We start from the raw sequence: 26,642 nt of genomic DNA, 5'->3' as shown, positions 1-26,642 counted from the left end.
CCGGGGGACCCATGAAGCACACGCCGTGGCCGGCCGTCGATCGGTCGTTCCAGTCCGCACTCGCCCAGCGTCAGCAGGTGCCGTTCACCCACGGCCTCGCCGGCGACCCGCGCTTCTCGCTCGACGAGATCGCCCGGCTCGGGGACGAGCTCGGTGCCGACTCGGTCTCGGCCGAGAGGGCCTCGAAGCCGTTGGTCTCCGCGGACGCGGGCGCCGGCACGACCCTCGAGGTGGTCAGGGTCTCCGACCAGATCCGCGCCCTGGCCGCCAACGACTCGTGGTTCACCCTGCTCAACATCGAGCAGTCGGAGCCCTACCGCGCGCTGGTCGACCAGCTGCTCGAGGGGATGGCGGCGGACGCCGGCATCGATCCGGCGACCATGAAGCGCCGGATGGGCTTCGTCTTCGCGAGCTCGCCGGGATCGGTGACCGCCGCGCACTTCGACATCGAGCACAGCTTCCTGCTCCAGCTCGAGGGGCGCCGGACGCTCGGCTTCGGCAGGTTCGCCGACCGCGAGCAGCGCGAGCGCGAGGTCCACCGCTACTGGAACGGCTCCTTCGGTCGCCTCGACACCCTGCCGGAGCAGGTCGACGAGATCGAGCTCGGTCCGGGTCGCGGCGCCTACATCCCGCCGTACACGCCCCACTGGCTCACGAACGGCGACGACACGTCACTCTCGCTGACCATCACCTTCTTCAACCGCGACAACGCCGACGAGTCGATGGTCCAGGCCTTCAACGAGAAGGTGCGACGGGTCGGCATGGACCCGAGGGTCTACGGCGACGCCCCCGGGCGCGACCGGGCGAAGGTCGCGTTCATGCGCGCCTACGGAGCGGTCAAGCGCCGGGTCACGGGACCCGAGACCTCAGCCTCGCACTGACCCGCCGGGCCGCGTCCTCGGCGCTGAGCTGCGCCCGCGCCACGCCTCCGCGGGCGGCGCGCAGCCGCATGACCTGGCGGGTGGCGTCGGCGAACGACGACTTGTAGCCCTCCCCGCCTCGCAGCAGGTCGACCTCGACACACCCGGCGGCCACGGCGTCCTCGATCACCGCGGCCAGCAGGGCGGTGCCGGCGCCGTCGTGCTCCGCCTCCAGCGAGCGCGCCACCTGGTAGAGGCTGAGCCGGCCCGCCACCACGAATGCGAAGGACGCGGCGATGACCTCGTCGTCCGAGGCCAGCACGTCGACGCGAGCCTCGCCGGCCGCCACTCCAGCGGTCAGCGCGCGCGCGAGCGTGGGCAGCGCGGCCACGAGGGGGCCACGTCCGTCGCGGTCGTCCTGCAGCGAGCGGAAGGAAGCGACGGCCTCCGGCAGGCCTTCGGCGGTGACGCGTCGATGCTCGAAGCCCAAGCCTGCAAGGCGTCTGGTGCTTCGGCGCACGCTCCGCCGGAAGTTGGACGAGCGACCCGAGAGGAAGTCCTCGGGCGGCGCGGGCAGCGGCTCGTACGGCGCGACGTCGGCGGGCGCGGCCGCGGTGCCGGCGGCCCGGGCGAGCAGCGAGTCGGCGACCAGGCCCCGCACGTCGAGCAGCCGCTGTCCGGGTCGGCCCAGCCAGTGCGCCACGGCGGCCACCACCTCGCCCTCGGCGCCGGGCTGCGCCATCAGGTCGAGGTGGTCGGGACACAGCACGAGCGGCCCGGGAGCGACCAGACGGCGTACGCCGGCGAGCCGAGCCTCTCGCAGGGCGATCCCGCCGACGAGCCGGTCGTCGTCGAGCACGAGCAGGTACGTCGTGTCCGTCGGACCCACGCCCTCGAGCCACCACGAGCGCTGGAAGGGCGTCGGGATCGGCTGGCGGGTGCCCAGCGCGTCCCAGGCGGCCTGGTGGCGGCCCAGCCGGGACTGGGCTCTGACGCGGAGCGATCCCGGGGCCGGCACGCACGCACCCTAGGTCACGTCCACGGAGTGGACGGTCGGCGTCCACCGGGGGCCGGCGGCGTTTGAGCGGCACCGCCAACGGGCACGGAGCGTCCGTTAGGTATTCGCGTCGCCTCCTCTCGGGGCCCACGCGGGCGTGTCGACCGAATCCGTGATGATCACAGGGGGAAGTCAGGCATGCCCAAGGACGTATCAGCACCGTCATCGAGGGCCGCGTCGGTGACAGCGGCCGCAGCAGGTGGACCGAGTGCGACGGACCGGGCCCACGCCATGCGCGCCCGCCTCGGTGCCCAGCGCGAGGCGGAGGAGATGCTCGCGGAGGCCAGCAGGCTCCGCGGATCCGCTGCCGCCGACGCCGGCGTCATCGTCGCCGACGCCGAGGCCGTGGCGGCGGACGTGCTCACCGAGGCCCGCGCCGAGGCCGCGCGGCTGACCGCCGAGGCCACGGAGCGCGCGGACGAGATCCTCGCCCAGGCGTGGTTCGACGCCGAGGACCTGCGTGCGAGGTCCGCCGGCATGCTGCAGCAGGCCGAGGACGGGCTGCGCCAGCTGACCCCGAACCTCCAGGACGCGATCGCCACCGTGACCGAGGTGGTCGGCTCGCTCGAGCAGCTGAGGACCGGCCCGGTCGACGGCAGCACCCGCGCGAAGGTGGCCGTGCTCCAGCTCGCGAGCACCCCGGACACCACGCCGGACACCACGCCGGACATCGCAACGGACACCGCGCCCGAGCCGTCGGCCACCGCGGTGGACGTCGTGACGGTGGGGGACGACGTGGTCCCCGAGGGTGGGCAGAGCACGACCGCCCCAGACCCGGAGGCGCGTCCGCTCGGCTGGCTCTTCCGCGCCTCGCACGCCTGATGCGGCCCGTGCGCACGAGCGCGCTGGTCGGGCTGCTCGTCCTCGCGCTCGCCGCTGCCGGCTGCTCGAGCTCGACGTCGCGGACCAGCGGCGACACCACGGCCTCGGCCTCGCCGAGCACCGCTGCGGCGCGCCCGATCCTCGTCACGCGAGGCTGGGGCGTCGTCGACGGCATGCTGTCCGTGGTCGTCAAGAACACCACCGGCCGCACCCTGCGCGGCGCCGAGGCCGTGATCGAGGCGCGGGACGACGACGACGTGCTGGTCGCGACGTCGCTGGGGGGCGCCGGCGACGAGTGCTGCCCGGTGGTCGACCTGCCGCCGGGTCAGGAGTTCGGCTTTTACGTCGACATCGGCGCCGCCGCGAGCACGATCAGCCGGGTCGACGTCAGCTACCGCAACGTCTCGTGGACCCCGGTGGCCGACGCGCCGCGCAACTCCCTCACGGCGCGCCCGGTGCGCCTCCGGGCCACTGGCCGCGGCACCGTCGTCGTCGCCGACGTGCGCAACAGCGGGCCGATGGTGGCCCAGGCCAGCGTGCAGGCCCTCCTGACCGGACCGGACGGCGACTTCCTCGCCGTCGTGGCGGGACGGTGGTCCTGCTTCTCCCGCGGCAGGCACGAGATCCGGATGCAGCTGCTGCACCCGGTGCCGGCCGGCACCACGGCCTCCCGCGTGGTCATCCACCCGCTCGCCGACGACCCCGACACGACGCCGACCACGTGCGCCGGTCCGGCCCGGAAGGGCTGACGTCGTCTCGATGAGTGCTGCCTCGATCACCTCGGACGAGCGCGTCCAGGCGCCGCACTGGACCGTCGGCGACCGCCTCGCGGCCTTCGCCGTGCTGCTGCCCGCGGAGGTCCGGGGTCCCGTCGTCCTGGCGCTGTGCGACGACCTCGCGCCGCACCTGCAGTCGGCGTACCCGGGCGCCCTGGTGCTCACCGACGGCGCCCGCACCGGGGGCTGGCCGGACCCAGCACGCGTCGTGCGCTGGGACGGGACCCGGCTGCCGATCGCACCCGGCACCGCCGACCTCGTCGTCGTCGACGGGCGACGGTACGACGTGGCTGCCGCCTCGGCGCTGGTCTCGGCGGACGGCGTCGTGGCCCTGCTCGGCGACGACGGCCCGCACCTGCTCTACCCGAGCGCCGAGGCCCCGGAGCTCGTCTGGCGCCGGAGCTGGCCGGTGCACATGCCCACTGGTCCGGTGCCCTGGCTGCGCCGACGGCTCGGGCTGTCGGTCGGTCGCGGTGCGGCGGTGCCGCGACTGCGGGTGAGCGGGGACCGGCCGACCCTGGCGGACGCCGTCGTGGCCGACCTGGCCCGCGCCACCGGGCTCGACGGTGAGCTGGTCGGGGTCATCACGGCCGGGCACTCGGTGCTGCGCGTGCGGACCGCCGAGAGCGACCTGGCCGTGCGGCTGTCGCTGACGGACCCCGACCGGGAGGTCGACCTCGCCGCCCGGGTGCTGAGGGACGTGCCGGACGCGCGGGCCTTCCTGCCGGTGGTGGTCGCCGAGGGGCGGACCGCCGGCCGACCGTGGGTCGCGACCGAGTGGACCCCTCGTCGGCGCCGCCCGCTGACCTGGCCGTGGCCGCGGACCTCGCGGCAGTGGGAGGTCGCCGGTGACCTGACCGAGGTGCTCGCGGGACACGTCACCGGTCGGACCGACGCCGGATGGTCGGCGCGCTGGTGCGACCGCGCCCACGTCGTACCGCCCGAGGTGCGTGAGCGGTGGGCGTCGGAGCTCGAGATCCTGGACGGCGCCGTCCCCACCGGTTGGTGCCACGGCGACCTGTGGCCGGGCAACGTGCTGCTCGACGACGACGTGACCACCGTCATCGACTGGGACAACGCCAGCGACGACGCGCCGCTCGGCCTGGACGCCCTGCTGCTGCACGCGCTGCGGGCGACCGCCGGCTCCGACGACCTGGTCAGCGAGTCGCTGCTGCGGCTGGTCGACGAGCCGCTGGGGCTGGGGGACACCCCGGTCGGCGGCCGCCCGTGGTCGGCGTGGTCCCGTCCCGAGCGCCGCGCGCTGGCCGTCGCGGCGGTCGTGCTCCACCTGCGGAACCGGTCGCTGCACGACCTCGGCCAGGAGCTGCTCGACCGCCACGTCGCCGCGGTGGCGGACGCCCCGACGCCCGAGCCGACCCAGCCCAGCGCCGAGGCGGCCCGGACGGCGCGCGGCGCGCTGTGGCTGGCCACCAACGGGATCGTCGTCAAGACCTCGCAGACCGTCGTGCTGCTGACGCTGGCCGCCCTGCTCGCCCCCTCGGCCCTCGGCGTCGTCGCCCTCGGCACCCTGGTCGCGAACGTCTCGGCGGTCGTGACCAGCCTCGGCACGGCCAGCGCGCTCGTCTACTGGCGCGGCGACGTGCTCCGCGCCGCGCGCACCGCCGTGACAGTGGGTGTGGCCATGGGCGCGGCGATCGCCGCGGTCCTCTGGGTCGCCGCTCCGTCGCTGGCCGCAGCCTTCCACGCGGCGGACGGCGGCGCCGCCGTGATCCGCGGATTGACCGTGACCCTGCCGTTCCTTGCGGTCGCCGCGGTGACCAACGAGCTGCTGCGCCGCCGGCTGGCGTTCGTGCGCCGGATCATCCCGGACACCACCTCGTCCGTCGTCGGTGCGGTCGTCGCGATCGCGCTGGTCATGCACGGTCACGGGGTGATGGCCCTGGTGGTCGGCCAGATCGTCCAGGCCAGCCTGACGATGGTGCTCGCCTGGGTCGTGCACCCGCCGGTGCTCCCGGGCTGGCACCGCGAGGACGCCCGCGGCCTGCTGTCGTACGGCGGTCCCTACGCCGGAGCCAACCTCCTCGAGCTGGTCCAGCTCAACATCGACTACCTGATCGTGTCCCGCGTGCTCGGTGGCGAGGCGCTCGGCCAGTACTCGTTGGCCTTCCGGCTGGCGTTCATGCCCTATCTGATGGTCGTGGTGGTGATGTCAGGTGCGGCCTTCCCCTACCTCTGCCGCCAACGCGGGGCCGAGCTCGGGCGGGCCGCCGTCACGGTGATGACCGCGGCCCTGACCGTGGTCGCCCCGATCTGCCTGGGCATCGCGCTCTTCGCCGACGACCTCGTGCTGCTCGGCGACAAGTGGTCGCCGGGCGTCCCGGTGGTCGCCTGGCTCGCGGCGTACGCCGGGCTGCTCAGCGTCGGCCAGCTGGTGCAGACGTCGCTCAACGCCGCCGGGCGCCCCGCGATCTCGATGGGGCTGCGGCTGTGCCACCTGGTGCTGCTCTTCGGTGCGCTGCTCCTGCTCGCCCGGCACGGGATCACGGCCGTCGCGGTCGGCCAGGTGCTCGTGGCGACGGTGGTAGCGCTGGTCGCCCTCACCCTGGCGCGGCTCCACGTCACGGGCTTCTCGCTCCGTCGGCTGGTCCTCTCCCTGAGGCCGGCCGCGGTCGGGGTCGCGGCGATGGCGACCGTCGTGCTCGTCGTGCGCCACCTCGTCGGGCTCACCGAGCCGTCGTTGGCGGGCCTGCTCGTCGTCGGGACGCTGGGCGTCGTCGCGTACGCCGCGACCGTGTGGGTGCTGGACCGCGACCACCTGCGCGAGGCCGGTCGGCTCGTGCGGAGGACGTCGTGAGAGGCGGGGTGCGCGCTGTCGGGACCGCCGCGCGTCCACTCGCGCGGGCCACGCGTCGGATCTCGGCGGCGCGCGGGCTCACGATCATCGGCTGGCACCGGGTGGACGGGCAGTCGGACGGTCTCTCGACCGGGGTCGACGACTTCCAGCGCCACCTCGACACCCTCGACGAGTGGGGCGCCACCGTGCTGCCGCTCGACGCGGCCGTCGCGGCGCTCGAGGCCGGCACGCTGCCGGACCGGGCCGTCGCGCTGACCTTCGACGACGGCTACGCCAGCGTCGTCGAGACGGCCTGGCCGATCCTGCGCGAGCGCGGCCTGCCGACCACGCTCTTCGTGGTCTCGGACAGCCTGACCACCGACCTGCGCTTCGCCTGGGACCGGCACGAGCCCGAGCACGACCGGCTGCGGCTGGCGCGGCCGGAGGAGCTGGTCGCGGCCGCCGCCAGCGGGCTCGACCTCGGCTCGCACACGGTGTCGCACCCGTGGCTCCCTCGGCTCACCCCCGACGAGCTCAAGCGCGAGCTCGTCGACTCGCGGGTCGCGCTCGAGGAGCTGCTGGGCCGCCCGGTCACCTCGCTGGCCTACCCGACCGGTGGGTGGAGCCCCGCCGTGCGTGCCGCTGCCGCCGACGCCGGCTACGACATCGCGATCACCGTCGACCGCGGGCTCAACACCCGTCGTACGCCGCACCTCTCGCTGCGCCGCGCCTTCGTGCCGACCGAGCCCGAGGACCTGCGCCTGCTGCTCGACGGCGCTTACACGATGCTGCGCCCGCTCGACTCCTGGCGTCGGCGCGGGGGGCCGGCATGGTGAGCGCAGCGGTGCTCGCACGACCGCAGCGCTGGACGGTCGCGCTGCCCCTGGCGGCCGCTGCCCTCTTCGGGGTGCTCGCCGGCCTGGCCCCGCTGCCCGTGGTCGCGGGGGTCGGCGTGCTCGTGGTCGTCGCCGCCGTGGTCCTGCGGCTCGAGTGGGTCGCGCTGGCCCTGGTCGCCGTGTCGCTCTTCGAGGACTACGCGACCCGTGCCGGCCCGAGCGTCGTCAAGGTGCTCGCCGTCCTGCTCGTGCTCGCCTGGGCGGTCCGCCGCTGCCGCGGCCGCCTGCACGACGGGCCGCGCAGCCCGGTCCTGATGGCGGCCATGGCGTTCGTCGTGGTGCTCCTGCTGGCGACGGCGGTGCACAACAACGGCTCGGCCGGGCTCGCCGTCCTGCTGCGGTACGCCGGCTTCCTCGGGGCGCTCTTCGTGCTCGCCGACGCGGTCCGGGGCGGTCTGCGCGTCGAGCGCGTCGCCCAGGTCTACGTCGTCGCCTCGGCGCTCGCCGCTGCGTGCGGTCTCCTCACGTTCGCGCTCGGAGCGGACCGTCGCGTCGGCGGACCGATCGGCGACCCCAACGACTTCGCGTTCTTCCTGGTCCCGGCCGTCGCGCTCGGGCTCGCGGTCCGGCGTACGACGAGGCGCCGGTGGCCGTGGGACCTCGCGACCGTGGTGGTGCTGGTCGCCATCCTCGGCACCCTGTCGCGCGGTGCCCTGGTCGGTCTGGCCGCGATGGCGGTGGTCGCCGTGGTCTCCGGCATGGTGCGGCTGCGCGGGGCGGTCACCCTCGGGCTGGCGGTCGGCGCCGCGGTGGGTCTGGTCGCCCTGGTCTTCCCCGGTCTGGTGGCGACGAGCCTGCACCAGAAGGACTTCGTCGCCCAGCAGAACGTCTCCGAGCGACTCCAGCTCTGGACCGCCGCCGCCGACATGACCGTGCACCACCCGCTGCTCGGGATGGGACCCGGCTCCTTCGCGCTCTACCACCACGAGTTCCTCAGCGCGCTGCCCGACGACGTCAACCATCCGCTCGACGTCGCCCACAACACCTGGCTCGAGCTGTCGAGCGAGCTCGGGCTCCTCGGCCTGCTCGCGTTCGTCGCGCTGCTCGGCGTCGCCTTCGCCCAGGCCTGGTCGAGCTGGCGGCGTGGCGGCGACCCGGTGGCGGCGGCGGTCTGCGCCGGACTCGTCGGCACGGCGGCCGCGGCCACCTTCGTGACCGAGCAGTACTACCTGCCGATGTGGCTCCTGTGCGCGATGGCCGTCGGCGTCAGCGCCGCGAAGGACACCGCATGAGCACCGCCACGACCGGGCAGCGGATCGTCCAGGTCACCACCCAGACCGTGGGTGGTCCGGTGGAGCACGCCGTCGACGTCGCGATCGGGCTGGCGGCGCGCGGTCACGACAGCCACGTCGTGGGTCCGCGCACGTCGCGCACCGAGGAGGCGTCGGGTGCCGGGGTCACCTGGCACGACGTGCCGATGGTCTCCAAGCGGGACCTCCGGGGCGGGCTCGCCAGCGCCCGGCTGCTGCGGGCGCTGCGGCCCGACGTCGTCCACCTGCAGGACCGGCGGGCCGGGTGGCTCGGTCGGGCGATCGCGCCCGTGCTGCGCGGGCGCGAGGGGTCGACCGGTGTCGTCTACACGTTGCACGGCGTCGCCGACGGTCTCTCGGACCTGGTCGCCGGCAACGCGCGCGCGGCGCAGCGTCGCCGCCGCGACGGGTGGTACTACCTGACCGGGGAGCGCGCGATCACCCGCTGGGGCGGCGGTCGGGTCGTGGTGCCGAGCCGCGCGGTGGCGGCGTACGCCGTGGACCACGTCGGTCTGCGTCCGGAGATCGTCGACGTGGTGCCCAACGGCGTCGCCGCCGCCCACCACGAGGCGCCTCGCGTCGCCACCGGCGACCCGGTGGCGATCTGGGTCGGGGTGCTCGCCCCGGTGAAGCGGGTCGACCTGCTGCTCGACGCCGTCGCCGCGGCGCCGGGCCTGCGCCTGCTCGTCGCGGGCGACGGGCCGCTGCGCGACGAGGTCGGGCGGCGGGCCGCCGAGCCGGACCTCGCCGGTCGCGTCGAGCTCGCGGGCTGGGTCGACGACCCGTCCGGGCTGCTCGCTCGCGCCGACGTCTACGTCCTCACCTCCGACGCCGAGAACTGTCCGCTGTCGCTGCTCGAGGCGATGGCCGCCGGCCTGCCGGTCGTGGCGACCACGGTCGGCGGGGTGCCGGAGGTGGTCCGCGACGGCGTCGACGGACTGCTGTGTCCCGCCGGCGACGCCGCTGCCCTGGCGGCTGCGCTGCGGCGGCTCTCGGCCGACCCGCACCTGCGTGCGCGCCTCGGCGCCAGCGCCCGGCAGCGGGTCCTGGACTCGTACACGCTCGACCACTGCCTCGACGGCCTGCTGGCCAGCTATGCCGCGAGCCGGGGTGGTGCGTGATGCGCGCGCTGACGGTGATCGCGGAGATGGGGTCCGGTGGGGCCGAGACCGTGGTCGCCGACCTCGCCGGCCACCTGGTCGCGACCGGTCAGGAGGCCTGCGTCGCCAGCAGCGGGGGGTGGCGCGTCGAGGCCCTCGAGGCCGCGGGGGTCGCGACCCTCGCCGTCCCGCTGCGTGCGAGTGGACCCGCGAGCCTCGGCTGCGCGGTCGCCCGGCTGCGCCGCGAGACCGCGGCCCGCCCGGTCGACCTGGTGCACGCCCACAACGTGCGCGCCAGCGTGGCCGCGCATCTCGGCACCCGGGCCGGCCGACGCTCGCGGCCCCCGCTGGTCACGACCGTGCACGGCCTGGCCGACGGCGACTACACCCGGGCGGCCCGGGTGCTCGGGGTCAGCGACGTGGTGGTCGCGGTCTCCGACGACGTCGCCGAGCGTCTGGTGGTGGGCGGCCTCGACCCGGCCCGGCTGCGGGTCGTGGCGAACGCCGTACCCGCCCCCGTCGCCGAGCCCGACCTGCGCGACGAGGTCCGCGGTGAGCTCGGGCTCGCGTCGGCCGCGCCGGTCGTGCTGTGCGTGGCGCGGCTGGCGACCCCGAAGCGGATCGACCTGCTGCTCGACGCCTGGGCCGACGTGCCCGACGCGACCCTGCTGGTGGCCGGGGACGGCCCGGACCGCGAGGCGCTCGTCCGCCGAGCCGCCACCCTGGGCGACCGGGTGCGGTTCCTCGGCGAGCGCCGTGACGTCGGGCGGCTGCTGGGCGCGGTCGACCTGCTGGTGCTGCCCAGTGATCGCGAGGGCCTGCCGATGGCGGTCCTGGAGGCGCTGGCCGCCGGGGTGCCGGTGGTCGCGAGCGCCGTCGGCGGCATCCCGGTGCTCGGCCCGCACGCCGTCGAGCTGGTGACGCCGGGTCGCGCCGACGCGCTCGCGGACGGCGTACGACGGCTGCTGGACGACCCGCGACGGCGCCGTGACCTGACGACGGCCGGCCCGTTACTGGTGCGGGAGAGGTTCTCGTCCGCCCGGATGCAGTCCGACTACCTCGAGGTCTACGGACGAGCCCTGGAGGCACGCTCGCGACCTTCCTGAAGCGTGACGGCACGTGAGACAACAGCATGAGTAGGTGGGGGAGAATGGAAGCGGAGCACGTCGTACGAGCAGTGTCGCGACACAAGACCTTGGTCGCGGCGATCATCCTGGTGACGATGGGGGCGGCCGGGGTGGGCCTGTGGCTCGCGCCCAAGACCTACGACGCCAGCGCGACCATCTCGGTCGGCGCGGCGCCGGGGGCCACCCAGCCGCTCGAGGACCTCGACGCCCTGCGCAGCAGCATGGGCGAGGTGGCCGGCTCCCAGGACGTGCTCGACGACGTCTCCCAGCGGCTGGAGCGGTCCCGCAGCGTCGACCAGCTGCGCGACGAGATCGACGGGGGCTGGGTGCAGGGCACGGTCCTGGTCCAGATCAGCGTCTCGGACGCCGACCCGGACGTGGCGGCCGACATCGCCAACACGGTCGCCGAGGTGCTCCCGCTCTACGACCTGAGCAACGGCGCACTGGTCTACACGACGAGCGACCCGGCGCGGCCGGCGACCTCGGCGTCCAGCCCCAACCTGCTGCTGGGCCTCGGTGTCGCTGCCGTGCTGGCGGTGATCCTCGCGATCTGCGGCGCGCTGCTGCGCGAGCGTCGTACGGCCGGCTTCCACGGTGCCGAGGTCGAGCACCTGGTCGGCGCCCCGGTGCTCGCCGCCCTGGCGCCGCCGAAGGACCCCACGACCCTGCCCGCGCTCTACCCCGGCACCTCGGCCGCCGACGTCTTCCGCAAGCTGCGGATCGGTCTCGAGGCCGAGGCCAGCAGCGACCCGGTGAGCCTGGTCGTCGTCGCCGGCATCACCGACGGTGAGGTCAGCGTCTGGCTGGGCGCGAACGTCGCGGTCTCCCTCGCCAACGTCCATCGCCGGGTGCTGCTCGTCGACGGCCGCGTCGGTGACCAGGAGAGCAGCCCGATCGCCGCCCCCGACACCCTCGGCCTGTACGACGTCCTCACCGGCGCGGACCTCGGCGACGCCCTCAGCCCCGGCCCGGTGGACAACCTCACCGTGCTCCCGTCGGGGGAGTGGGGCGGTGCGTCGGCCGAGACGCTGCTCGAGACCCGGTTCGCGGCCGCCATGCGTGAGGCGACCGACCGCTTCGACATCGTCGTCGTGCTCGCCCCGTCGCTCGCGGCCTGCGAGGACGCCCGGATCATGGCCGCCGGCGGCTCGCTCGTCCTGGCGGTCCCCGAGCACGGCGTCACCGCCTCGGAGCTGCGCCGCCACGCCACCCGGATCCGGGCCGTGGGCGTCCGGCTGCTGGGGGTCGTGCTCGTCGGCAGGCGGGTCGAGCGGATGCCCGCGCGCGCCTGAGGCCGCCGTCGCAGGCCCGCCGGCGGTGGCCTGTCCACGGGTGGACGCCGGCGGGCGGGCCTCGGCTAGCGCTGGGCGCGTCGGTACTGCGCGGGCCAGAGCTGGGGGTCGGACTCGCCCAGCTCGTACGCCGCGCGCAGCGGCCAGTGCGGCTCGCGCAGCAGCTCACGGCCCAGCAGCACGACGTCGGCCGAGCCCTCGGCCAGCACGTCCTCGGCCTGCTTGGGCTCGGTGATGAGCCCGACGGCCCCCGACGCGATGCCGGCCTCGGTGCGGATGCGTCGGGCGAAGGGCACCTGGAAGCCGGGCCCGACGGGGATGTCGGCGAGCACGTTGCCACCGGTGGAGGTGTCGACGAGATCGACCCCCGCGTCGCGGAGCAGGCCGGCGAGCCGCACCGTGTCGTCGCCCGTCCAGCCGCCGTCGGCCCAGTCGGTCGCCGACAGCCGCACGACGACGGGCACCCCGTCGGCGACGCGGCCGCGGATCTCGCGGACCACGTCGAGCACCAGCCGGACCCGGTTGTCGAAGGAGCAGCCGTACTCGTCCTCGCGGTGGTTGGACAGCGGGGAGAGGAACTCGTGGAGCAGGTAGCCGTGGGCCGCGTGCACCTCCAGGACGTCGAAGCCGGCGGCGACGGCGCGAGCGGCCGCGTCGCCGAAGGCGGCCACGACGTCGGCGATGCCGGCGGCGTCCAGCGCGGCCGGGTCCTCGCGCAGCCGCGGGAAGGGCTCCGCCGACGGAGCGACGGGCTGCCAGCCGCCGTCGGCGTCCGCGACGGGACCGCGCTCGACGGTGAGACCGGAGTACGTCGAGGCCTTGCGGCCGGCGTGGGCGAGCTGGATCCCCGCCGTCGCGCCTTGGGCGTGCACGAAGTCCACGATCCGCGCCCAGGCCGCCTGCTGCTCGTCGTTCCAGAGGCCGGTGTCCTCCGGCGAGATCCGCCCCTCGGGCACCACGGCGGTCGCCTCGGTGAAGACGAGCCCGGCACCACCCCGGGCGAACGACCCGAGGTGCACCAGGTGCCAGTCGTTCGGGAGCCCGTCGACCGCCGAGTACTGGCACATCGGCGCCACCCACGCCCGGTTGCGGACGGTGACGTCGCGCAGGGTGATGGGGGTGAAGAGCTGGCTCACGGTGCTGCCTCCTGGATCGGTCGGGACGGACGTGCCCACGGGGGCCAACCCGCCGAGGACGCTGCGGATTCCCTCCTCACCACCGTGTCCGCGCCCGGGCGTGGGTGGGTGCGGCTCCGGTGCCGTCAGCCGATGCTGCTGACGTCGATGACGAAGCGGTAGCGGACGTCGGAGGCGAGCACGCGCTCGTACGCCTCGTTGATCCGGTCGGCGGTGATGACCTCGACCTCCGAGCCGATGTGGTGCTCGGCGCAGAAGTCGAGCATCTCCTGGGTCTGGGCGATCCCGCCGATCATCGAGCCGGCGAAGGAGCGCCGGGAGTTGATGAGGGAGAAGACGTTCACGCTGAGCGGCTCGGGCGGCGCCCCGACGTTGACCAGCGTCCCGTCGACGGCGAGCAGGCCGAGGTAGGCGTCGACGTCGAGGTGGGCGCTGACGGTGTTGATGACGAGGTCGAAGGAGCCGGCGAGCTGCTCGAAGGTGCCGGAGTCGTTGGTGGCGAAGTAGTGGTCGGCGCCGAGCCGCAGGCCGTCCTCCTGCTTCTTCAGCGACTGCGAGAGCACGGTGACCTCCGCGCCGAGTGCGTGGGCGATCTTGACGCCCATGTGGCCGAGCCCGCCGAGGCCGACGATCGCGACCTTCTTGCCCGGGCCGGCGCCCCAGCGGCGCAGCGGCGAGTACGTCGTGATGCCGGCGCACAGCAGGGGTGCGGCGGCGGCGGGGTCGAGACCGTCGGGCACGGAGAGCACGTAGTCGGCATCGACGACCACGTGGGTGGAGTAGCCACCCTGGGTGGTGGTGCCGTCGCGGTCGGTGCCGGCGTAGGTGCCGACCATGCCCTCGAGGCAGTACTGCTCGTCGCCGTTCGTGCAGTTCACGCACTCGCCGCAGGAGTTGACCATGCAGCCCACCCCGACGCGGGCGCCGACCCGGTGCCGGGTGACGGCGGAGCCGACCTCGACGACCGTGCCGACGATCTCGTGCCCCGGCACGACCGGGAACGGCTGGGGTCCCCAGTCGCCGTTGACGGTGTGGATGTCGGAGTGGCAGATGCCGGCGTACTGGATCTCGATCAGGACGTCGTCGGGTCCGACGTCTCGGCGCTCGATGGTGGTCGGGGCAAGGGGCTGGCCGGCTGCTGGGGCCGCGTAGGCGTTGACGCGCATGGGTGTCTTCCTCTGATGGGTCGGGTGGTGTGGGCTGCTGGAGGTGGTGGTCAGGGCCTGCCGGCTCGCTTGAGGTCGCGGGCGAGCCGGAGGGCCTCGTCGGAGAGCTGCTCGGCGCGGGACTCGTCGCCCGCGTCGGTCGCGCGCCAGTAGTCGATCTTGAGCGCCACGTAGCGCTGACGCAGCGCGATGTGCTCGGCCTCGATCTCGAGCCGGCGCTGCTGGGCGGTGAGGAGCTCGACCTGGGCGCGTGCCGCCGCGGGTCCGAGCTCGCCGTTGGCGACGTACCTCTTCATGTCGCCGACCGACATCCCGGTGGCGGCGAGGCAGGCGATCCACATGACCCGGTCGAGGTCGCCTTCGTCGTACACCCGGTGCCTGCTGCTGGCGCCACGGCTGACTGGGGCGATGATCCCGATCGACTCGTAGTAGCGCAGGGTGCTCGCCGGGAGTCCGGTCAGGGCGGCCGTCTCCTTGATCGTGTACGTGCGCCGGGCGGCCTGGATGCTCACTCCGTCCACGCTAGGAACTTCGAGTACTCGAAGTCAAAGCTCCGCGGCGCGGTGGCAGGATCGGGGGCATGGAGCTGCAGGAATTCCTCGCCCACGTGGACCGCGGGGCGCTGGTCGAGGCCGGCTCGGCCCATCACCGGTTCATGCACGGCGCGGCGCAGGACGCGCTGCGGACCGTCGCCGAGATCAACACCGGCTACCGCACGCCCGAGGAGCTCCGGGCGCTGCTGTCCGAGCTGACCGGCCGGCCGGTGGACGAGACGGTCGCGCTCTTCCCACCGTTCTACTGCGAGTTCGGCCGCAACCTGCGCCTGGGCAAGGACGTCTTCATCAACATGGGGTGCCGCTTCCAGGACACCGGCGGCATCACGATCGGCGACGGCACCCTGATCGGCCACGGCAGCACGCTGACGACGCTCAACCACGGCGTCGACCCCGACCGACGCGGCGACCTGCTGCCGGCGCCGGTCGTCATCGGCCGCAAGGTCTGGCTGGGCGCCTCGGTGACCGTGGTGCCGGGGGTGCGGATCGGCGACGGAGCCATCGTCGGCGCGGGTGCCGTGGTGACCAAGGACGTCCCGGCGAACGCGGTCGTCGCCGGCGTCCCGGCGAGGCTCGTCCGGATGACGGGCTTCGAGGCCTCCTGAGCGGGGCCGCGGCGCCCGCGTCGGCGGCCGGGTCAGTGCTCGCGGTCCGCGGGCACGGCGACGGCCGAGGCACCGCCGCGGCGCCGGCGGGGCTGGGTGAGGGGCATCGGCTCGAGGGCCATGAGCACGTCGGCCGTGCCGCGTCCGCGGTGGTACTGACGCAGCGTGAGCCGGGCGACGTCGCGGGCCGAGGCGTTCGCGTCGTGGTGCGCGGTGACGTGTCGCTGGCCGACGGCGCCCTCGCGGTCGGCGAGGCCCGGGTCGAGGAGCCGGTCGGCGATGCCGTCGGCGAGGGCGTCGACGTCACCGATCTCGACGATCAGGCCGCCACCGCGCGGCACGGACTCCGCCATGCCCTCGACGTCGGTCGCGACGACGCTGCGGCCCGAGGCCATCGCCTCCAGCGGGGCCACGGCCATGCCCTCCCAGTGCGACGGGACGGCGATCACGTCGGCGGCGGCGAGCCAGGTGTCGACGTCGGAGCGGACGCCGACCAGGTCGACGTCCGGCAGCTCCGCCGTACGCGCCTCGAGGACGTGCCGGTCCGGACCGTCGCCGACGAGCACCAGGTGGGCGTCGGGCACCCGGTCGCGGACGCCGTCCCAGGCGTCGAGCAGGTCCTGCTGGCCCTTCTGCTCCGCGAGCCGCCCCACGCAGACGACCGTCGGCACGTCGGTGAGGCCGAGCCGCCGGCGCGCGTGGGTGCGCTCGAGCCGGGCGTCCGGGTCGAACCGGTCGAGGTCGACGCCGTTGGGCGAGATCGTGGTGGCGGTGGAGATCCCCACCGACTCGGCGACCGCGCGCTCGCTGCGGCTCACGCAGACGAGCTCGGTGGTCCACCGCTGGGCGAACCGCTCCCACGCGGTCGTCGCCCGCCTCATCGGTCCGGACACGGCCTGGAACGACCAGGCGTGCGGCTGGAAGATGGTCGGTACGACGCCGCGCAGCAGCAGGCGTCCGACCATGCCGGCCTTCGCGCTGTGGAGGTGCACGACGTCGGGGCGGCTGTCGTTGACGATGCGGCGCAGCCGGCGGATCTCGCGCACGAGGCCCGGTCCGGGGCTGCGGGTTGCCTCCCAGCGGACCACGTCGGCCCCCGAGGCGCGGGCGGCCTCGCCCAGCCAGCCGGCGGACGGGCAGGCGACGGTGACGCTCCAGCCGCGGGCGACCTGGTCGCGGACGTAGCCCATCAGGACGTTGGCGACCCCCTCGGTCGTCGGCATCGACACGTGCAGCACGTGCGGGGCGTCCGGCTCGACGGCCCGGGTCGGCGCCGACGGCGGGGGAGCGGTCGGCTCCTCGGGCCGGTGCAGGATCGGCGCCCGGGTGTCCGGCTGGTGCCGCACGATCGCCAGCACGGTCCGGGCCATGATCTTGAGGTCGGTCCAGAGCGACCAGTTCTCGATGTAGTGGTTGTCGAAGCGCACCCGGGCGTCGATCGAGGTGTCGCCGCGCAGGTCGTGCACCTGCGCCCATCCGGTCAGACCGGTCTGCACGCGGTGGCGCTCGTCGTACCGGACCGTGGCCCGGGAGAACTCGCGCACGAAGAAGGGCCGTTCGGGACGCGGGCCGACCAGGCTCATGTCGCCGCGCAGCACGTTGACGAGCTGCGGCAGCTCGTCGAGGCTCGTGCGGCGGAGGAGTCGGCCGACCGGACCGACGCGGTGGTCGTTGTCGATCGACCACTGCGTCTGGCTCTCGGTGGTGTCCAGCGGCTTGAGCGAGCGGAACTTGAAGAGCACGAACGGACGGCCGCCGAGCCCGATCCGGGTCTGCCTGAAGATCACGCCCGGTCCCGTCTCCACGCGTACGGCGAGGGCACAGGCGAGCAGCACCGGCGTGAGCAGGACCAGCGCGATGCCGGACAGCACGATGTCGACCGTCCGCTTGAGCAGCATCGCGTGGGGCTGCAGGCCCCAGCGACGCAGCCGCATCACGGCGACGTCGCCGATCACCTCGGTGCGGCGGTGGTGGTCCACGCCCATCATCTCGAAGAAGCGAGGCACCACGAAGACCTGGTGGTCGGCCTGCACGCACCGGCGCACGACGGCGGTCAGCTCGTCGTCGGGCGGCTCGGGGAAGGCGAAGACGACGTCGTCGACGCCGAGGTCCTGCATCGCGTTCTCCAGGCCCGCGGTGGTGCCCAGCAGCGGCACGGGCAGGTCGCGGGACGTCAGGTCGGAGGAGGTGTCGATGATGCCGACCGGATGCAGACCCAGCTCGGGGCGGTGCAAGAAGGTGGTGACCAGCCGCTGGCCGACCGGACCCGCGCCGACCACGATCACCGGGTGCGAGCTGCGGCCGCTGCGTCGACGTGCGTGCGCCAGCGCGTAGACGCCGGAGCGGAGCACCACGAGCAGCAGCAGCGCCGCGGTGGTGAAGACCAGCAGCGAGCGGAGGTCAGCCGACGTCAGCGCCGCGACCGTCAGCCCCGCGGTGGCGGCGGCGAGGGCGAGGCGTGGCAGGTCCTCGACCGCGGAGAGCACGAGCCGCGACCGGTGCAGGTCGGAGCCGCGGCAGACCAGGACCGCGGCCAGCGCGGCGGCAGCCGTCGAGACCGGACTGACGGATCCGCGCACCAGGAGAGCGGCCGCGACCACCGCCACGGGGTCGACCAGCGTCAGCGCCGGTCGGATGCTCTTGAGCCATGGAAGTACGTCGATGATCCCTGCGCGCACGTGCTAGTCCCCCCGGAAAAGCTCGATGTGGTGCCCGGGAGGCAATGCCGCCCAGGGTCACCGTGCCCGGGAGCGGGAGGGTGAAACGTGGGTGATCCGCAAGATCTCCTCTGGTCCTGGCGGCGGCGCGGGAGGATGGGTGCATGGTGCCCCTGTCCCCGTCCCTGGTGTCGGTCAACGTCGGGAGGCCGCGTGTGGCGGACTGGGCCGAGATCGGGCGCACGTCGATCTCGAAGCACCCGGTCGCGGGAGCCGTCCAGGTCGGACCGCTCGGCCTCGACGGCGACCAGGTCTCGGACCGGCGCCACCACGGCGGCCTCGACCAGGCCGTCTACGCCTTCGCCCGCGAGGACCTCGACTGGTGGGCCGGTGAGCTGGGCCAGGAGATCCCCGACGGTCAGTTCGGCGAGAACCTCACCACGCACGGCATCGACGTCAACGAGGCCGAGATCGGCGAGCGCTGGCAGATCGGCGAGGTGCTGCTCGAGGTGCGCTCCATCAGGACGCCGTGCAACGACTTCAAGGCCTGGATGGGCCGCAGCGGCTACGACAACGCGGCGTGGGTCCGACGCTTCGCCCAGGTGGCCCGGCCGGGGCCGTACCTGAAGGTGCTCGGCGTCGGCGAGCTCCGCAGCGGTGAGGAGATCTCGGTGCTGCACACGCCCGGTCACGGCGTGACGGTGTCGCTGATGTTCCGGGCGCTGCACGGGGAGCCGGAGCTGCTGCCGCGGCTGCTCGACGTACCGGACCTGGTGCCGAAGGCGCGGGCCAGGGTCGCGGCGTACGCCGCTGCGCGGTCCTGATCGGGGCTCCGCTGAGGGTTGCCTACCCACGAGTCGGGCGAGTGATCTAGGTTACTCCGCATCCCCGACCATCTCGGCCGCCCTGCAGGAGCGTCAATGACCACCGCCCAGGACACCAGCTTCGTCGACCACCTCACGAAGAACGTCGCGGTCCAGTTCCTCGACCGCGTCGCCACGTCCGCCGAGCACGAGGCCTACCGCTTCCCGCGCGGTGAGACCTGGGAGTCGGTCACCTGGCGCCAGGCCGGCGACCTCGTCGAGCGGCTCGCCGCCGGCCTGCTCTCCCTCGGGATCGAGTCCGAGCAGCGCATCGGCATCGCGTCCGCCACCCGCTACGAGTGGATCCTCGCCGACCTCGCCGTGATGTGCGCCGGGGGAGCGACGACCACCGTCTACCCGACGACCAACGCCGAGGACACGACGTACATCCTCTCCGACGCCGAGTGTCGCGTCGTGTTCGCCGAGGACGACGACCAGCTCGCCAAGCTCACCGCCAACAAGGCCGAGCTGCCCCACGTCAGCAAGGTGGTGACCTTCGACGGCGCCACGGACGGCGACTGGGTGATCGGCCTCGACGACCTGGCGAAGCTCGGCGACGTCCACCTCGCCGCGCACCCCGGCATCGTGGAGCAGACGGCGAACGCGATCGAGCCCGACCACCTCGCGACCCTGATCTACACCTCCGGCACCACCGGTCGCCCCAAGGGCGTGCGGCTGCTGCACCGGGCCTGGGTCTACGAGGGCACCGCGATCCAGGTGCAGAAGATCCTCGACGAGAGCGACCTGCAGTTCCTGTGGCTGCCGATGGCGCACTCCTTCGGCAAGGTGCTGCTCTCCGCGCAGCTCGCGTGCGGCTTCGCGACCGCCATCGACGGCCGCGTCGACAAGATCGTGGAGAACCTCGGCATCGTGAAGCCGACCTTCATGGGCGCCGCCCCGCGGATCTTCGAGAAGGCCTACGGCCGGATCGTCACCATGCAGGCCAGCGAGGGCGGCCTGAAGGAGAAGCTCTTCAAGAAGGCCTTCGAGGTCGGCCTCAAGGTCGACGCGCTGAAGCGCGACGGAAAGTCGGTGCCCACGCTGCTGAACCTGCAGCACGGTCTCTTCGACAAGCTGGTCTTCAGCAAGGTCCGCGAGCGCTTCGGTGGACGGGTGCGGTTCTTCATCTCGGGCTCGGCCGCGCTCAACCCCGAGATCGGCGCGTGGTTCCACGCCGCGGGCATCCTGATCCTCGAGGGCTACGGCATGACCGAGAACGCCGCCGGCGCCACGGTCAACCACCCCGACGACTACAAGATGGGCACCGTCGGCCCCGCGCTGCCGGGCGCCGAGGTGAAGATCGGCGAGAACGACGAGGTCATGCTGCGCGGGCCGCACATCATGGCGGGCTACCACAACCTGCCCGAGGAGACGGCGAGGACGCTGACCTCCGACGGTTGGCTGCACACCGGCGACAAGGGCAGCCTCGACGCCGACGGCTTCCTGACGATCACGGGCCGGATCAAGGAGCTCTTCAAGACCTCCGGCGGCAAGTACGTCGCCCCGCCGGCGATCGAGTCGAAGTTCAAGGCGATCTGTCCGTACGTCAGCCAGTTCCTCGTCTTCGGCAGCGAGCGCAACTTCGTGGTCGCGCTGATCACCCTCGACCCCGACGCCATGGCGGGCTGGGCCGCGGAGAACGGCCAGGCCGGCGCGACGTACGGCGACGTCGTGAAGTCGGACGCCGTGCACACCATGGTCGGCGACTACGTCGAGGAGCTCAACGGCAGGCTCAACCGCTGGGAGACGATCAAGAAGTGGGAGATCCTCGACCACGACCTGACCATCGAGTCCGGTGAGCTCACCCCGTCGATGAAGGTCAAGCGCAACATCGTCGAGGACAACAACAAGGCTCTGATCGACTCGTTCTACGGCTGAGTCGGGGTGTTCAGGGATACCCGGTTAACCGGGTATCCCTGAACTTCTCGGGCCTTGCAGAGCCCCAGAAGTTGGTGAAGTGCCGATGTCCTGTGACGGGTGTGACTGCTGAGGCGACAGCCCGGACCCGCGATTGACTCGTTCGAACATGTGTTCGATCATGGAGCGTGGTCGTTCGCGTCGATACCCCCGGAGCCGCCGTCCAGACGGTGGAGCAGCTGCGTCACCGGATGGCGCGGATGCAGGACGGTCCCGCGGGGATGTCCTCGATGCCGCTGGCCACGCATCCCGCGCTGGCCGGGCTGGTGCAGCTCCGGGCGGGGGCGAGCTACTCCGTCGACAGCGCGACCCTGGCGCTGGCGCTGCTGGCCGGCCCGTCGCAGGCGGGCGGCTGGTGCGCGGCCGTGGGCGTCTCCGACTTCGGCGCGGAGGCTGCGCTCGCCCTGGGCGTCGACCTGGACCGGACCGTGCTGGTGCCCGACCCGGGCGAGCAGTGGCTGGAGGTCGCCGCCGCCCTGGTCGACGTCGCGACCATCGTGCTGGTGCGACCCACCGGCCGGGTCGCCCCCTCGGCCGCCGAGAAGCTCTCCGCCCGGCTCCGCAAGCGCGGCGCCGCCCTGGTCGTCTGGGGTGAGTGGCCGCGCTGCGAGGTGCGGCTGACCGCGAGCGAGCCCACCTGGTCCGGAGTCGGCCAGGGCCACGGCCACCTCCGCGCCCGCCGCCTGCTCGTCGAGGCCAGGAGAGGTACGTCGGCGCCGCGCCGCGGGGCGCTGTGGTTCCCGGCCGAGGACCAGTCCTGGGTCCGCGACCACCGCCTCGAGCAGGCGGCCGTCGCCGAGGACGTCGGGGTCGCCTGATGCGTGTGATGGTCGTCTGGTGCCCGGACTGGCCGGTGGTCGCCGCGCTGGCCGACGAGGGGCTGCCCACGCACCTCCCGGCCGCGGTCTTCCACGCCAACCTGGTGCAGGCCGGCAACGCGGCCGCCCGCGCCCTCGGCGTACGACGAGGGATGCGTCGCCGCGACGCGCAGTCGCGCTGCCCCGAGCTCAAGGTCTACGCCGCGACGCCGGAGCGCGATGCCCGGACCTTCGAGACCGTGCTGGCCGCGGTCGAGGAGCAGCATCCCGGGGTCGCCCCGCTGCGGCCCGGGATGGCGGCACTGCGCGCACCCGCACGCACCCGCGGTGGCGAGCCGGCCGCCGCCGCGCTGCTCGCCGAGCGCCTGGTCGAGCTCGGTGTCTGGGACAGCCGGGTCGGCGTCGCCGACGAGCTCTTCACCGCCGAGCAGGCGTCCCGGCACGCGACCGCCCAGGACTGCCACGTCGTCGCACCGGGTGGATCGGTGGCGTTCCTGCGCGAGCTGCCCGTCGAGGTGATCGAGGACCTCGAGGCGATCAGCCTGCTCAAGCGGCTGGGCCTGCGCACCCTCGGTGACCTGGCCGACCTGCCGGCCACCGCCGTGCGCGACCGGTTCGGCGGCAAGGTCGCCTGGGTGCACCGGGTGGTGGGCGGGGCGGGCGCCGTACCTCTCACCACGCGCACGCCGCCCCCCGAGCTGGCCCGGCACATCGACTTCGAGCCACCGCTCGACAACGCCGAGACCATCAGCTTCAGCGTCCGCCGGACCGCCGACCAGGTGGTCGCCGGACTGGCCGCCCAGCAGCTGGTCTGCACCGAGGTGCGGATCGAGGCGTTCTGCGAGGGGGCGTCGTACGACGTCGCCGCGTCGGCACGCGAGTGGCTGCACCCGCGCTGGTTCACCGCGGCCGACCTGGTCGACCGGCTGCACTGGCAGCTGCAGGGAGGGTTCCGGGGCGGGGACATCAGGACGCCGGTCAGCCGGGTGCTCTTCACCCCGGTGACCGTCGTGCCCGACGCGGTGCACGCCGACGGCCTGTGGGGCGGCACCGACGAGCGCGTCCAGCGCGGCATCGCCCGGGTGCAGGGCATGCTCGGCCACGAGGCGGTGGTCGTGCCGGTGCTCCAGGGCGGTCGCGCTCCCGCCGACCGGCAGGCGCTGGTGCCCTGGGGTGAGCGCCCGACCGGGCTGCGACCGGTCGGGCACCCGTGGCCGGGCAGCATCCCGCCGCCCGCACCGGCCCGGGTCTTCACCAGTCCGTGGCCGGCCGAGGTCGTCGGCCCCGGCGGTCGCCCGGTCGCGGTCGACGAGCGCGGCGGCGTCCTGGGGGAGCCGACGCGCTTCCAGCCCGAGCCCCGCGGCGGGTGGCACCCCGTCGCGGCCTGGGCCGGACCGTGGCCCGTCGAGGAGCTGTGGTGGGAGTCCGGTGCGCGCCGGGTCGCGCGCTTCCAGATCGTCGGCGTCGACGGCCGGGCGTGGCTGCTGACCTGGGAGGCCCCCGGGTCGTGGTGGACCGAGGCCGCGTATGACTGACAGGGACCTCTGATGGGCTGGAGCAACCCCTCGATCTCCTGGGGCGAGCTGGAGAAGCGCCTCTCCGGGCGGGTCGTCACGCCCCAGGACCCGGAGGCGCCGATCTCGCAGCGCAAGCGCAAGCGCGAACGGGTCGAGGTGGACCGGCCGACCGGCCCCGTCACGCCGTACGCCGAGCTGCACTGCCACTCCAACTTCAGCTTCCTCGACGGTGCCAGCGGACCGGACAAGCTGGTGCTGGAGGCGCTCGGCCTCGGCCTGCACGCGTTGGCGATCACCGACCACGACGGGTTCTACGGGGCGCCGCTCTTCGCCGAGACCGCCCAGCTCCACGGTGGGATCGGCACGATCTACGGCGCCGAGCTCTCCCTGGGGCTGACCGGTGCGCAGAACGGCGTCGCCGACCCCGAGGGCAGCCACCTGCTGGTGCTCGCGCGCGGGGTCGAGGGCTACCACCGGCTGGCCGGCGCGATCACCGACGCGCAGCTGCGCGGTGACGAGAAGGGCCGCCCCGTCTACGACCTCGCCGAGCTGGGGGAGAGGGCCGAGGGGCACTGGGTGGTGCTCACCGGCTGTCGCAAGGGTGCGGTCCGACAGTCGCTCACCCGCGGACCGGCGTACGCCGTCGCCGAGCTGGACCGGTTGACGGGCCTCTTCGGGCGCGAGCACGTCGTGGTCGAGCTGACCGACCGTGGGCACCCCACCGACAGCCGTGACAACGACCTGCTCGCCGCGGTCGCCGCCGAGCGCGGGCTGCCCGTCGTCGCCACCAACAACGTGCACCACGCCCGACCCGACGGGCACCGGCTGGCCGCGGCGATGGCGGCGGTCCGGGCGCGGCGCAGCCTGGCCGAGATGGACGGCTGGCTGCCGGCGGCGGGCGCCGCCTGCCTGCGCTCGGGCGACGAGATGGCGCGCAGGTTCGCCCGCCACCCCGGCGCGGTCGCGCGGTCGGTCACCCTCGCCGACGAGCTCGCCTTCGACCTGCAGAAGGCGACCCCGCGGCTGCCCAAGGACGGCATCCCCGACGGCCACACGCCCCTGACCTGGCTGCGGGAGCTGACCGAGCGCGGCTTCGCGCAGCGCTACGCCGGGACCGACCTCGAGCAGGAGGCGCGGGCGAAGGTCGAGCACGAGCTGAAGGTGATCGGGGAGAAGGACTTCGCCGGCTACTTCGTGATCGTCCACGACATCGTCGCCTTCGCTCGCAGCCAGCGGATCCTCTGCCAGGGCAGGGGGTCCGCGGCCAGCTCGTCGGTCTGCTACGCCCTCGGCATCACCGCGATCGACCCGGTCTTCTACCAGCTGCCCTTCGAGCGCTTCATCTCCGAGCACCGCGACGAGGAGCCCGACATCGACGTCGACTTCGACTCCGACCGGCGCGAGGAGGTGATCCAGTGGGTCTACGACAAGTACGGTCGCCACAACGCCGCCCAGGTCGCCAACGTCGTGGGCTACCGGCCCAAGATGGCGGTCCGCGACGCGGCCAAGGCGCTCGGCCACTCACCCGGTCAGCAGGACGCCTGGTCCAAGCAGATCACCAGCTGGACCGCGGTCGCGGCCGACGGCGAGCACGGCGTACCGGCTCCCGTGGTGGAGCTCGCCAACCAGTTCCTCGGAGCGCCGCGACACCTCGGCATCCACTCCGGCGGGATGGTGCTCACCGAGCGGCCGATCGGTGAGGTGGTGCCGATCGAGCGGGCCCGCATGGAGAAGCGCACCGTCCTGCAGTGGGACAAGGACGCGTGCGAGTTCATGGGGCTGGTGAAGTTCGACCTGCTCGGGCTCGGGATGCTCGGTGCGCTCGACCACATGATGCGCATCGTCGAGGAGCACCTGGGGGAGCGCTGGGAGCTGGAGACGATGCCCAAGGAGGAGCCGGCCGTCTACGACATGCTCTGCCGCGCCGACTCGATCGGCGTCTTCCAGGTCGAGAGCCGGGCCCAGATCGGCACCCTGCCGCGGCTGCGCCCGCGCGCCTTCTACGACCTGGCGATCGAGATCGCGCTGATCCGGCCAGGTCCCATCCAGGGCGGCGCCGTGCACCCCTACGTACGCCGGGCGACGGGTCGTGAGGAGGTCACCTACGCGCACCCGTCGCTGGAGCCGGTGCTGGGGCGCACCCTCGGCGTACCCCTCTTCCAGGAGCAGCTGATGGACATGGCGCGCACCCTCGGCGACTGCACCCGCGACGAGGCCGACCTGCTGCGCCGGGCGATGGGCTCCAAGCGCGGGGTCGAGCGGATCGAGTCGATCAAGGAGAAGCTCTACCAGGGCATGGAGCGCAAGGGTCTGGTCGGCGCCGAGGCCGACGCGATCTACCTGAAGATCCTGTCCTTCGCGAACTTCGGCTTCGCCGAGAGCCACTCGCTGTCCTTCGCCAAGCTCGTCTACGCGAGCTCCTGGTGCAAGCTGCACTACCCGGCGGCGTTCCTGGCCGCGCTGCTGCGCAACCAGCCGATGGGCTTCTACTCGCCGCAGTCGCTGGTGCACGACGCGCGCCGGCACGGCGTCGAGGTGCTGCGTCCCGACCTGTCCCTGTCGGGGGCGGTGGCCGACCTGGAGCTGTCCGTCGATGAGGAGGGGTCGCGCGGACCGAGCGGGCTCGACTCGTGCCTGCTCGACGGCACCCGCACGGAGTGGGTGCCGGGCACGCCCGACCCGACACCGGAGCACCGACGAGACGCGGCGTACGCCGTACGCCTGGGTCTGGACTCGGTCCGGGGGATCGGCAGGGTGGTGGCCGAGCGGATCGTGGCGGCGCGCGCGGAGCGGCCGTTCGCCGACCAGGTGGACCTGTCGCGGCGGGCCGGGCTCGACGCGCGGCAGCTCGAGGCGCTGGCCACGGCCGGCGTCTTCGACGGCACCGGGCTCTCCCGCAGGCAGGCGCTGTGGAACGCCGGCTGGACCGAGAGCGAGGAGCACCTCGAGGGGATCCGGGTCAGCGAGGTCGCGCCGATGCTGCCCGACATGGACGTCGTCGAGACCACGATGGCCGATCTCTGGGCGACCGGGATCACGCCTGACGTGCACCCGATCGCGCTGCTGCGCGACCACCTGCGGGCGGCGGGGATCAAGGCGGTCGGCGACACCGCGACCGCCGAGGCGGGGCGGCGGGTGCACGTCGCCGGTCTGGTGACGCACCGTCAGCGACCCGGGACGGCGGGCGGCGTCACCTTCCTCAACCTCGAGGACGAGACCGGGATGCTCAACGTGATCTGCACGGTCGGGGTGTGGCGGCGCTACCGGTCGGTGGCGACGAGCTCGGCGGGCATGGTGATCCGGGGCATCCTCGAGCGCCAGGACGGGGTCACCAACCTGGTCGCCGACCGGCTGGCGCCGATCGAGGAGGTGCATCCCGAGGCCGGTCGTGCCCTCCGGGCCCGGCACCGCTCGCGCGACTTCCAGTGACCGGTC

Annotated in this window: 20 protein-coding genes; 15 read left to right on the top strand and 5 right to left on the bottom strand. The window is 73.7% G+C overall.

Annotation, left to right across the window (positions count from 1 at the left end):
* The first annotated feature begins 11 nt into the window (after positions 1 to 11).
* A complete protein-coding gene (locus N542_RS0100845) occupies positions 12 to 881 on the top strand; it encodes a JmjC domain-containing protein (protein WP_028642313.1) in 870 nt (289 codons plus the stop codon).
* On the opposite strand, the gene N542_RS0100840 is transcribed toward N542_RS0100845, so the two are convergent.
* A complete protein-coding gene (locus tag N542_RS0100840) occupies positions 850 to 1,878 on the bottom strand; it encodes a GNAT family N-acetyltransferase (RefSeq protein ID WP_028642312.1) in 1,029 nt (342 codons plus the stop codon). The genes N542_RS0100845 and N542_RS0100840 overlap by 32 nt on opposite strands.
* Positions 1,879 to 2,148: 270 nt before the next feature.
* Between N542_RS0100840 and N542_RS0100835 the strand changes: the two genes are divergently transcribed.
* Genes N542_RS0100835 through N542_RS0100800 form a run of 8 tightly spaced genes read left to right on the top strand, consistent with a single transcriptional unit; the run spans position 2,149 to position 11,974 of the window.
* Positions 2,149 to 2,739 carry a hypothetical protein gene (locus tag N542_RS0100835; RefSeq protein WP_028642311.1) on the top strand — a complete coding sequence of 197 codons (591 nt, stop codon included), beginning with the start codon at positions 2,149 to 2,151 and terminating at the stop codon, positions 2,737 to 2,739.
* Positions 2,740 to 2,747: 8 nt separating this feature from the next.
* Positions 2,748 to 3,488 carry a hypothetical protein gene (locus N542_RS0100830; protein ID WP_028642310.1) on the top strand — a complete coding sequence of 247 codons (741 nt, stop codon included), beginning with the start codon at positions 2,748 to 2,750 and terminating at the stop codon, positions 3,486 to 3,488.
* A 10-nt stretch (positions 3,489 to 3,498) separates the two neighbouring features.
* Positions 3,499 to 6,330: an oligosaccharide flippase family protein gene (locus tag N542_RS0100825; protein ID WP_028642309.1), complete on the top strand. Its 2,832-nt coding sequence runs from the start codon at positions 3,499 to 3,501 to the stop codon at positions 6,328 to 6,330.
* A gap of 8 nt (positions 6,331 to 6,338) precedes the next feature.
* Positions 6,339 to 7,145, top strand: a complete 807-nt coding sequence (locus tag N542_RS27720) for a polysaccharide deacetylase family protein (RefSeq protein ID WP_051551258.1) — start codon at positions 6,339 to 6,341, stop codon at positions 7,143 to 7,145.
* The gene (locus tag N542_RS0100815) at positions 7,139 to 8,437 is read left to right on the top strand and encodes an O-antigen ligase family protein (protein ID WP_028642308.1); all 1,299 of its coding nucleotides are present in this window, start codon (positions 7,139 to 7,141) and stop codon (positions 8,435 to 8,437) included. The genes N542_RS27720 and N542_RS0100815 overlap by 7 nt, the downstream gene beginning before the upstream one ends.
* Entirely contained in the window at positions 8,434 to 9,576 is a 1,143-nt protein-coding gene (locus tag N542_RS26250; RefSeq protein WP_051551257.1) for a glycosyltransferase family 4 protein, read from the top strand. Before N542_RS0100815 ends, N542_RS26250 begins: the two co-directional genes overlap by 4 nt.
* On the top strand, positions 9,576 to 10,661 hold the full coding sequence (locus N542_RS0100805) for a glycosyltransferase (protein WP_028642307.1): 1,086 nt from the start codon (positions 9,576 to 9,578) through the stop codon (positions 10,659 to 10,661). Before N542_RS26250 ends, N542_RS0100805 begins: the two co-directional genes overlap by 1 nt.
* Before the next feature lie 44 nt (positions 10,662 to 10,705).
* A complete protein-coding gene (locus tag N542_RS0100800; RefSeq protein WP_197025818.1) occupies positions 10,706 to 11,974 on the top strand; it encodes a Wzz/FepE/Etk N-terminal domain-containing protein in 1,269 nt (422 codons plus the stop codon).
* Between the two features lie 65 nt (positions 11,975 to 12,039).
* Here N542_RS0100800 and N542_RS0100795 read toward each other — a convergent pair whose 3' ends face one another.
* The 3 genes from N542_RS0100795 to N542_RS0100785 form a co-directional block, all read right to left on the bottom strand.
* Positions 12,040 to 13,110, bottom strand: a complete 1,071-nt coding sequence (locus N542_RS0100795) for an NADH:flavin oxidoreductase/NADH oxidase (RefSeq protein WP_028642305.1) — start codon at positions 13,108 to 13,110, stop codon at positions 12,040 to 12,042.
* Between the two features lie 125 nt (positions 13,111 to 13,235).
* Positions 13,236 to 14,276 carry an NAD(P)-dependent alcohol dehydrogenase gene (locus N542_RS0100790; protein ID WP_028642304.1) on the bottom strand — a complete coding sequence of 347 codons (1,041 nt, stop codon included), beginning with the start codon at positions 14,274 to 14,276 and terminating at the stop codon, positions 13,236 to 13,238.
* Between the two features lie 50 nt (positions 14,277 to 14,326).
* Positions 14,327 to 14,788, bottom strand: a complete 462-nt coding sequence (locus N542_RS0100785) for a MerR family transcriptional regulator (protein WP_028642303.1) — start codon at positions 14,786 to 14,788, stop codon at positions 14,327 to 14,329.
* A gap of 68 nt (positions 14,789 to 14,856) precedes the next feature.
* Between N542_RS0100785 and N542_RS0100780 the strand changes: the two genes are divergently transcribed.
* A complete protein-coding gene (locus N542_RS0100780; protein ID WP_028642302.1) occupies positions 14,857 to 15,435 on the top strand; it encodes a sugar O-acetyltransferase in 579 nt (192 codons plus the stop codon).
* A 32-nt stretch (positions 15,436 to 15,467) separates the two neighbouring features.
* Here the strand turns inward: N542_RS0100780 and N542_RS26245 are convergent, their stop codons facing one another.
* Positions 15,468 to 18,113: an exopolysaccharide biosynthesis polyprenyl glycosylphosphotransferase gene (locus N542_RS26245; protein ID WP_051551256.1), complete on the bottom strand. Its 2,646-nt coding sequence runs from the start codon at positions 18,111 to 18,113 to the stop codon at positions 15,468 to 15,470.
* A gap of 143 nt (positions 18,114 to 18,256) precedes the next feature.
* Between N542_RS26245 and N542_RS0100765 the strand changes: the two genes are divergently transcribed.
* The 5 genes from N542_RS0100765 to N542_RS0100745 all read left to right on the top strand — a co-directional run bounded on the left by N542_RS0100765 (position 18,257) and on the right by N542_RS0100745 (position 26,636).
* Positions 18,257 to 18,916, top strand: coding sequence for an MOSC domain-containing protein (locus tag N542_RS0100765; protein WP_028642301.1), 660 nt, complete (start codon positions 18,257 to 18,259; stop codon positions 18,914 to 18,916).
* Between the two features lie 96 nt (positions 18,917 to 19,012).
* A complete protein-coding gene (locus N542_RS0100760; RefSeq protein WP_028642300.1) occupies positions 19,013 to 20,833 on the top strand; it encodes an AMP-dependent synthetase/ligase in 1,821 nt (606 codons plus the stop codon).
* Between the two features lie 167 nt (positions 20,834 to 21,000).
* Positions 21,001 to 21,690, top strand: a complete 690-nt coding sequence (locus N542_RS22755) for a hypothetical protein (protein WP_081794938.1) — start codon at positions 21,001 to 21,003, stop codon at positions 21,688 to 21,690.
* A complete protein-coding gene (locus tag N542_RS0100750) occupies positions 21,690 to 23,225 on the top strand; it encodes a DNA polymerase Y family protein (RefSeq protein ID WP_051551255.1) in 1,536 nt (511 codons plus the stop codon). The genes N542_RS22755 and N542_RS0100750 overlap by 1 nt, the downstream gene beginning before the upstream one ends.
* A 12-nt stretch (positions 23,226 to 23,237) precedes the next feature.
* Positions 23,238 to 26,636: an error-prone DNA polymerase gene (locus N542_RS0100745; RefSeq protein WP_028642298.1), complete on the top strand. Its 3,399-nt coding sequence runs from the start codon at positions 23,238 to 23,240 to the stop codon at positions 26,634 to 26,636.
* Positions 26,637 to 26,642: the final 6 nt, after the last annotated feature.

Origin of the sequence: Nocardioides sp. URHA0020, assembly GCF_000620705.1 — a bacterium.
Classification (GTDB): Bacteria; Actinomycetota; Actinomycetes; order Propionibacteriales; family Nocardioidaceae; genus Nocardioides.
The sequence above is the reverse complement of the archived record's forward strand: the minus strand, read 5'-3'. Positions and strand labels throughout refer to the sequence as shown.

Bases quoted from the DNA above. Each gene is read 5' to 3' on its own strand.
- N542_RS0100805 (WP_028642307.1), top strand. From the start codon at position 9,576: ATGCGCGCGCTGACGGTGATCGCGGAGATGGGGTCCGGTGGGGCCGAG.
- N542_RS26250 (WP_051551257.1), top strand. From the start codon at position 8,434: ATGAGCACCGCCACGACCGGGCAGCGGATCGTCCAGGTCACCACCCAG.
- N542_RS0100845 (WP_028642313.1), top strand. From the start codon at position 12: ATGAAGCACACGCCGTGGCCGGCCGTCGATCGGTCGTTCCAGTCCGCA.
- N542_RS0100750 (WP_051551255.1), top strand. From the start codon at position 21,690: ATGCGTGTGATGGTCGTCTGGTGCCCGGACTGGCCGGTGGTCGCCGCG.
- N542_RS0100765 (WP_028642301.1), top strand. From the start codon at position 18,257: ATGGTGCCCCTGTCCCCGTCCCTGGTGTCGGTCAACGTCGGGAGGCCG.
- N542_RS0100825 (WP_028642309.1), top strand. From the start codon at position 3,499: ATGAGTGCTGCCTCGATCACCTCGGACGAGCGCGTCCAGGCGCCGCAC.
- N542_RS0100745 (WP_028642298.1), top strand. From the start codon at position 23,238: ATGGGCTGGAGCAACCCCTCGATCTCCTGGGGCGAGCTGGAGAAGCGC.
- N542_RS0100815 (WP_028642308.1), top strand. From the start codon at position 7,139: ATGGTGAGCGCAGCGGTGCTCGCACGACCGCAGCGCTGGACGGTCGCG.
- N542_RS0100790 (WP_028642304.1), bottom strand. From the start codon at position 14,276: ATGCGCGTCAACGCCTACGCGGCCCCAGCAGCCGGCCAGCCCCTTGCC.
- N542_RS0100800 (WP_197025818.1), top strand. From the start codon at position 10,706: ATGGAAGCGGAGCACGTCGTACGAGCAGTGTCGCGACACAAGACCTTG.
- N542_RS0100760 (WP_028642300.1), top strand. From the start codon at position 19,013: ATGACCACCGCCCAGGACACCAGCTTCGTCGACCACCTCACGAAGAAC.
- N542_RS0100780 (WP_028642302.1), top strand. From the start codon at position 14,857: ATGGAGCTGCAGGAATTCCTCGCCCACGTGGACCGCGGGGCGCTGGTC.
- N542_RS0100835 (WP_028642311.1), top strand. From the start codon at position 2,149: ATGCGCGCCCGCCTCGGTGCCCAGCGCGAGGCGGAGGAGATGCTCGCG.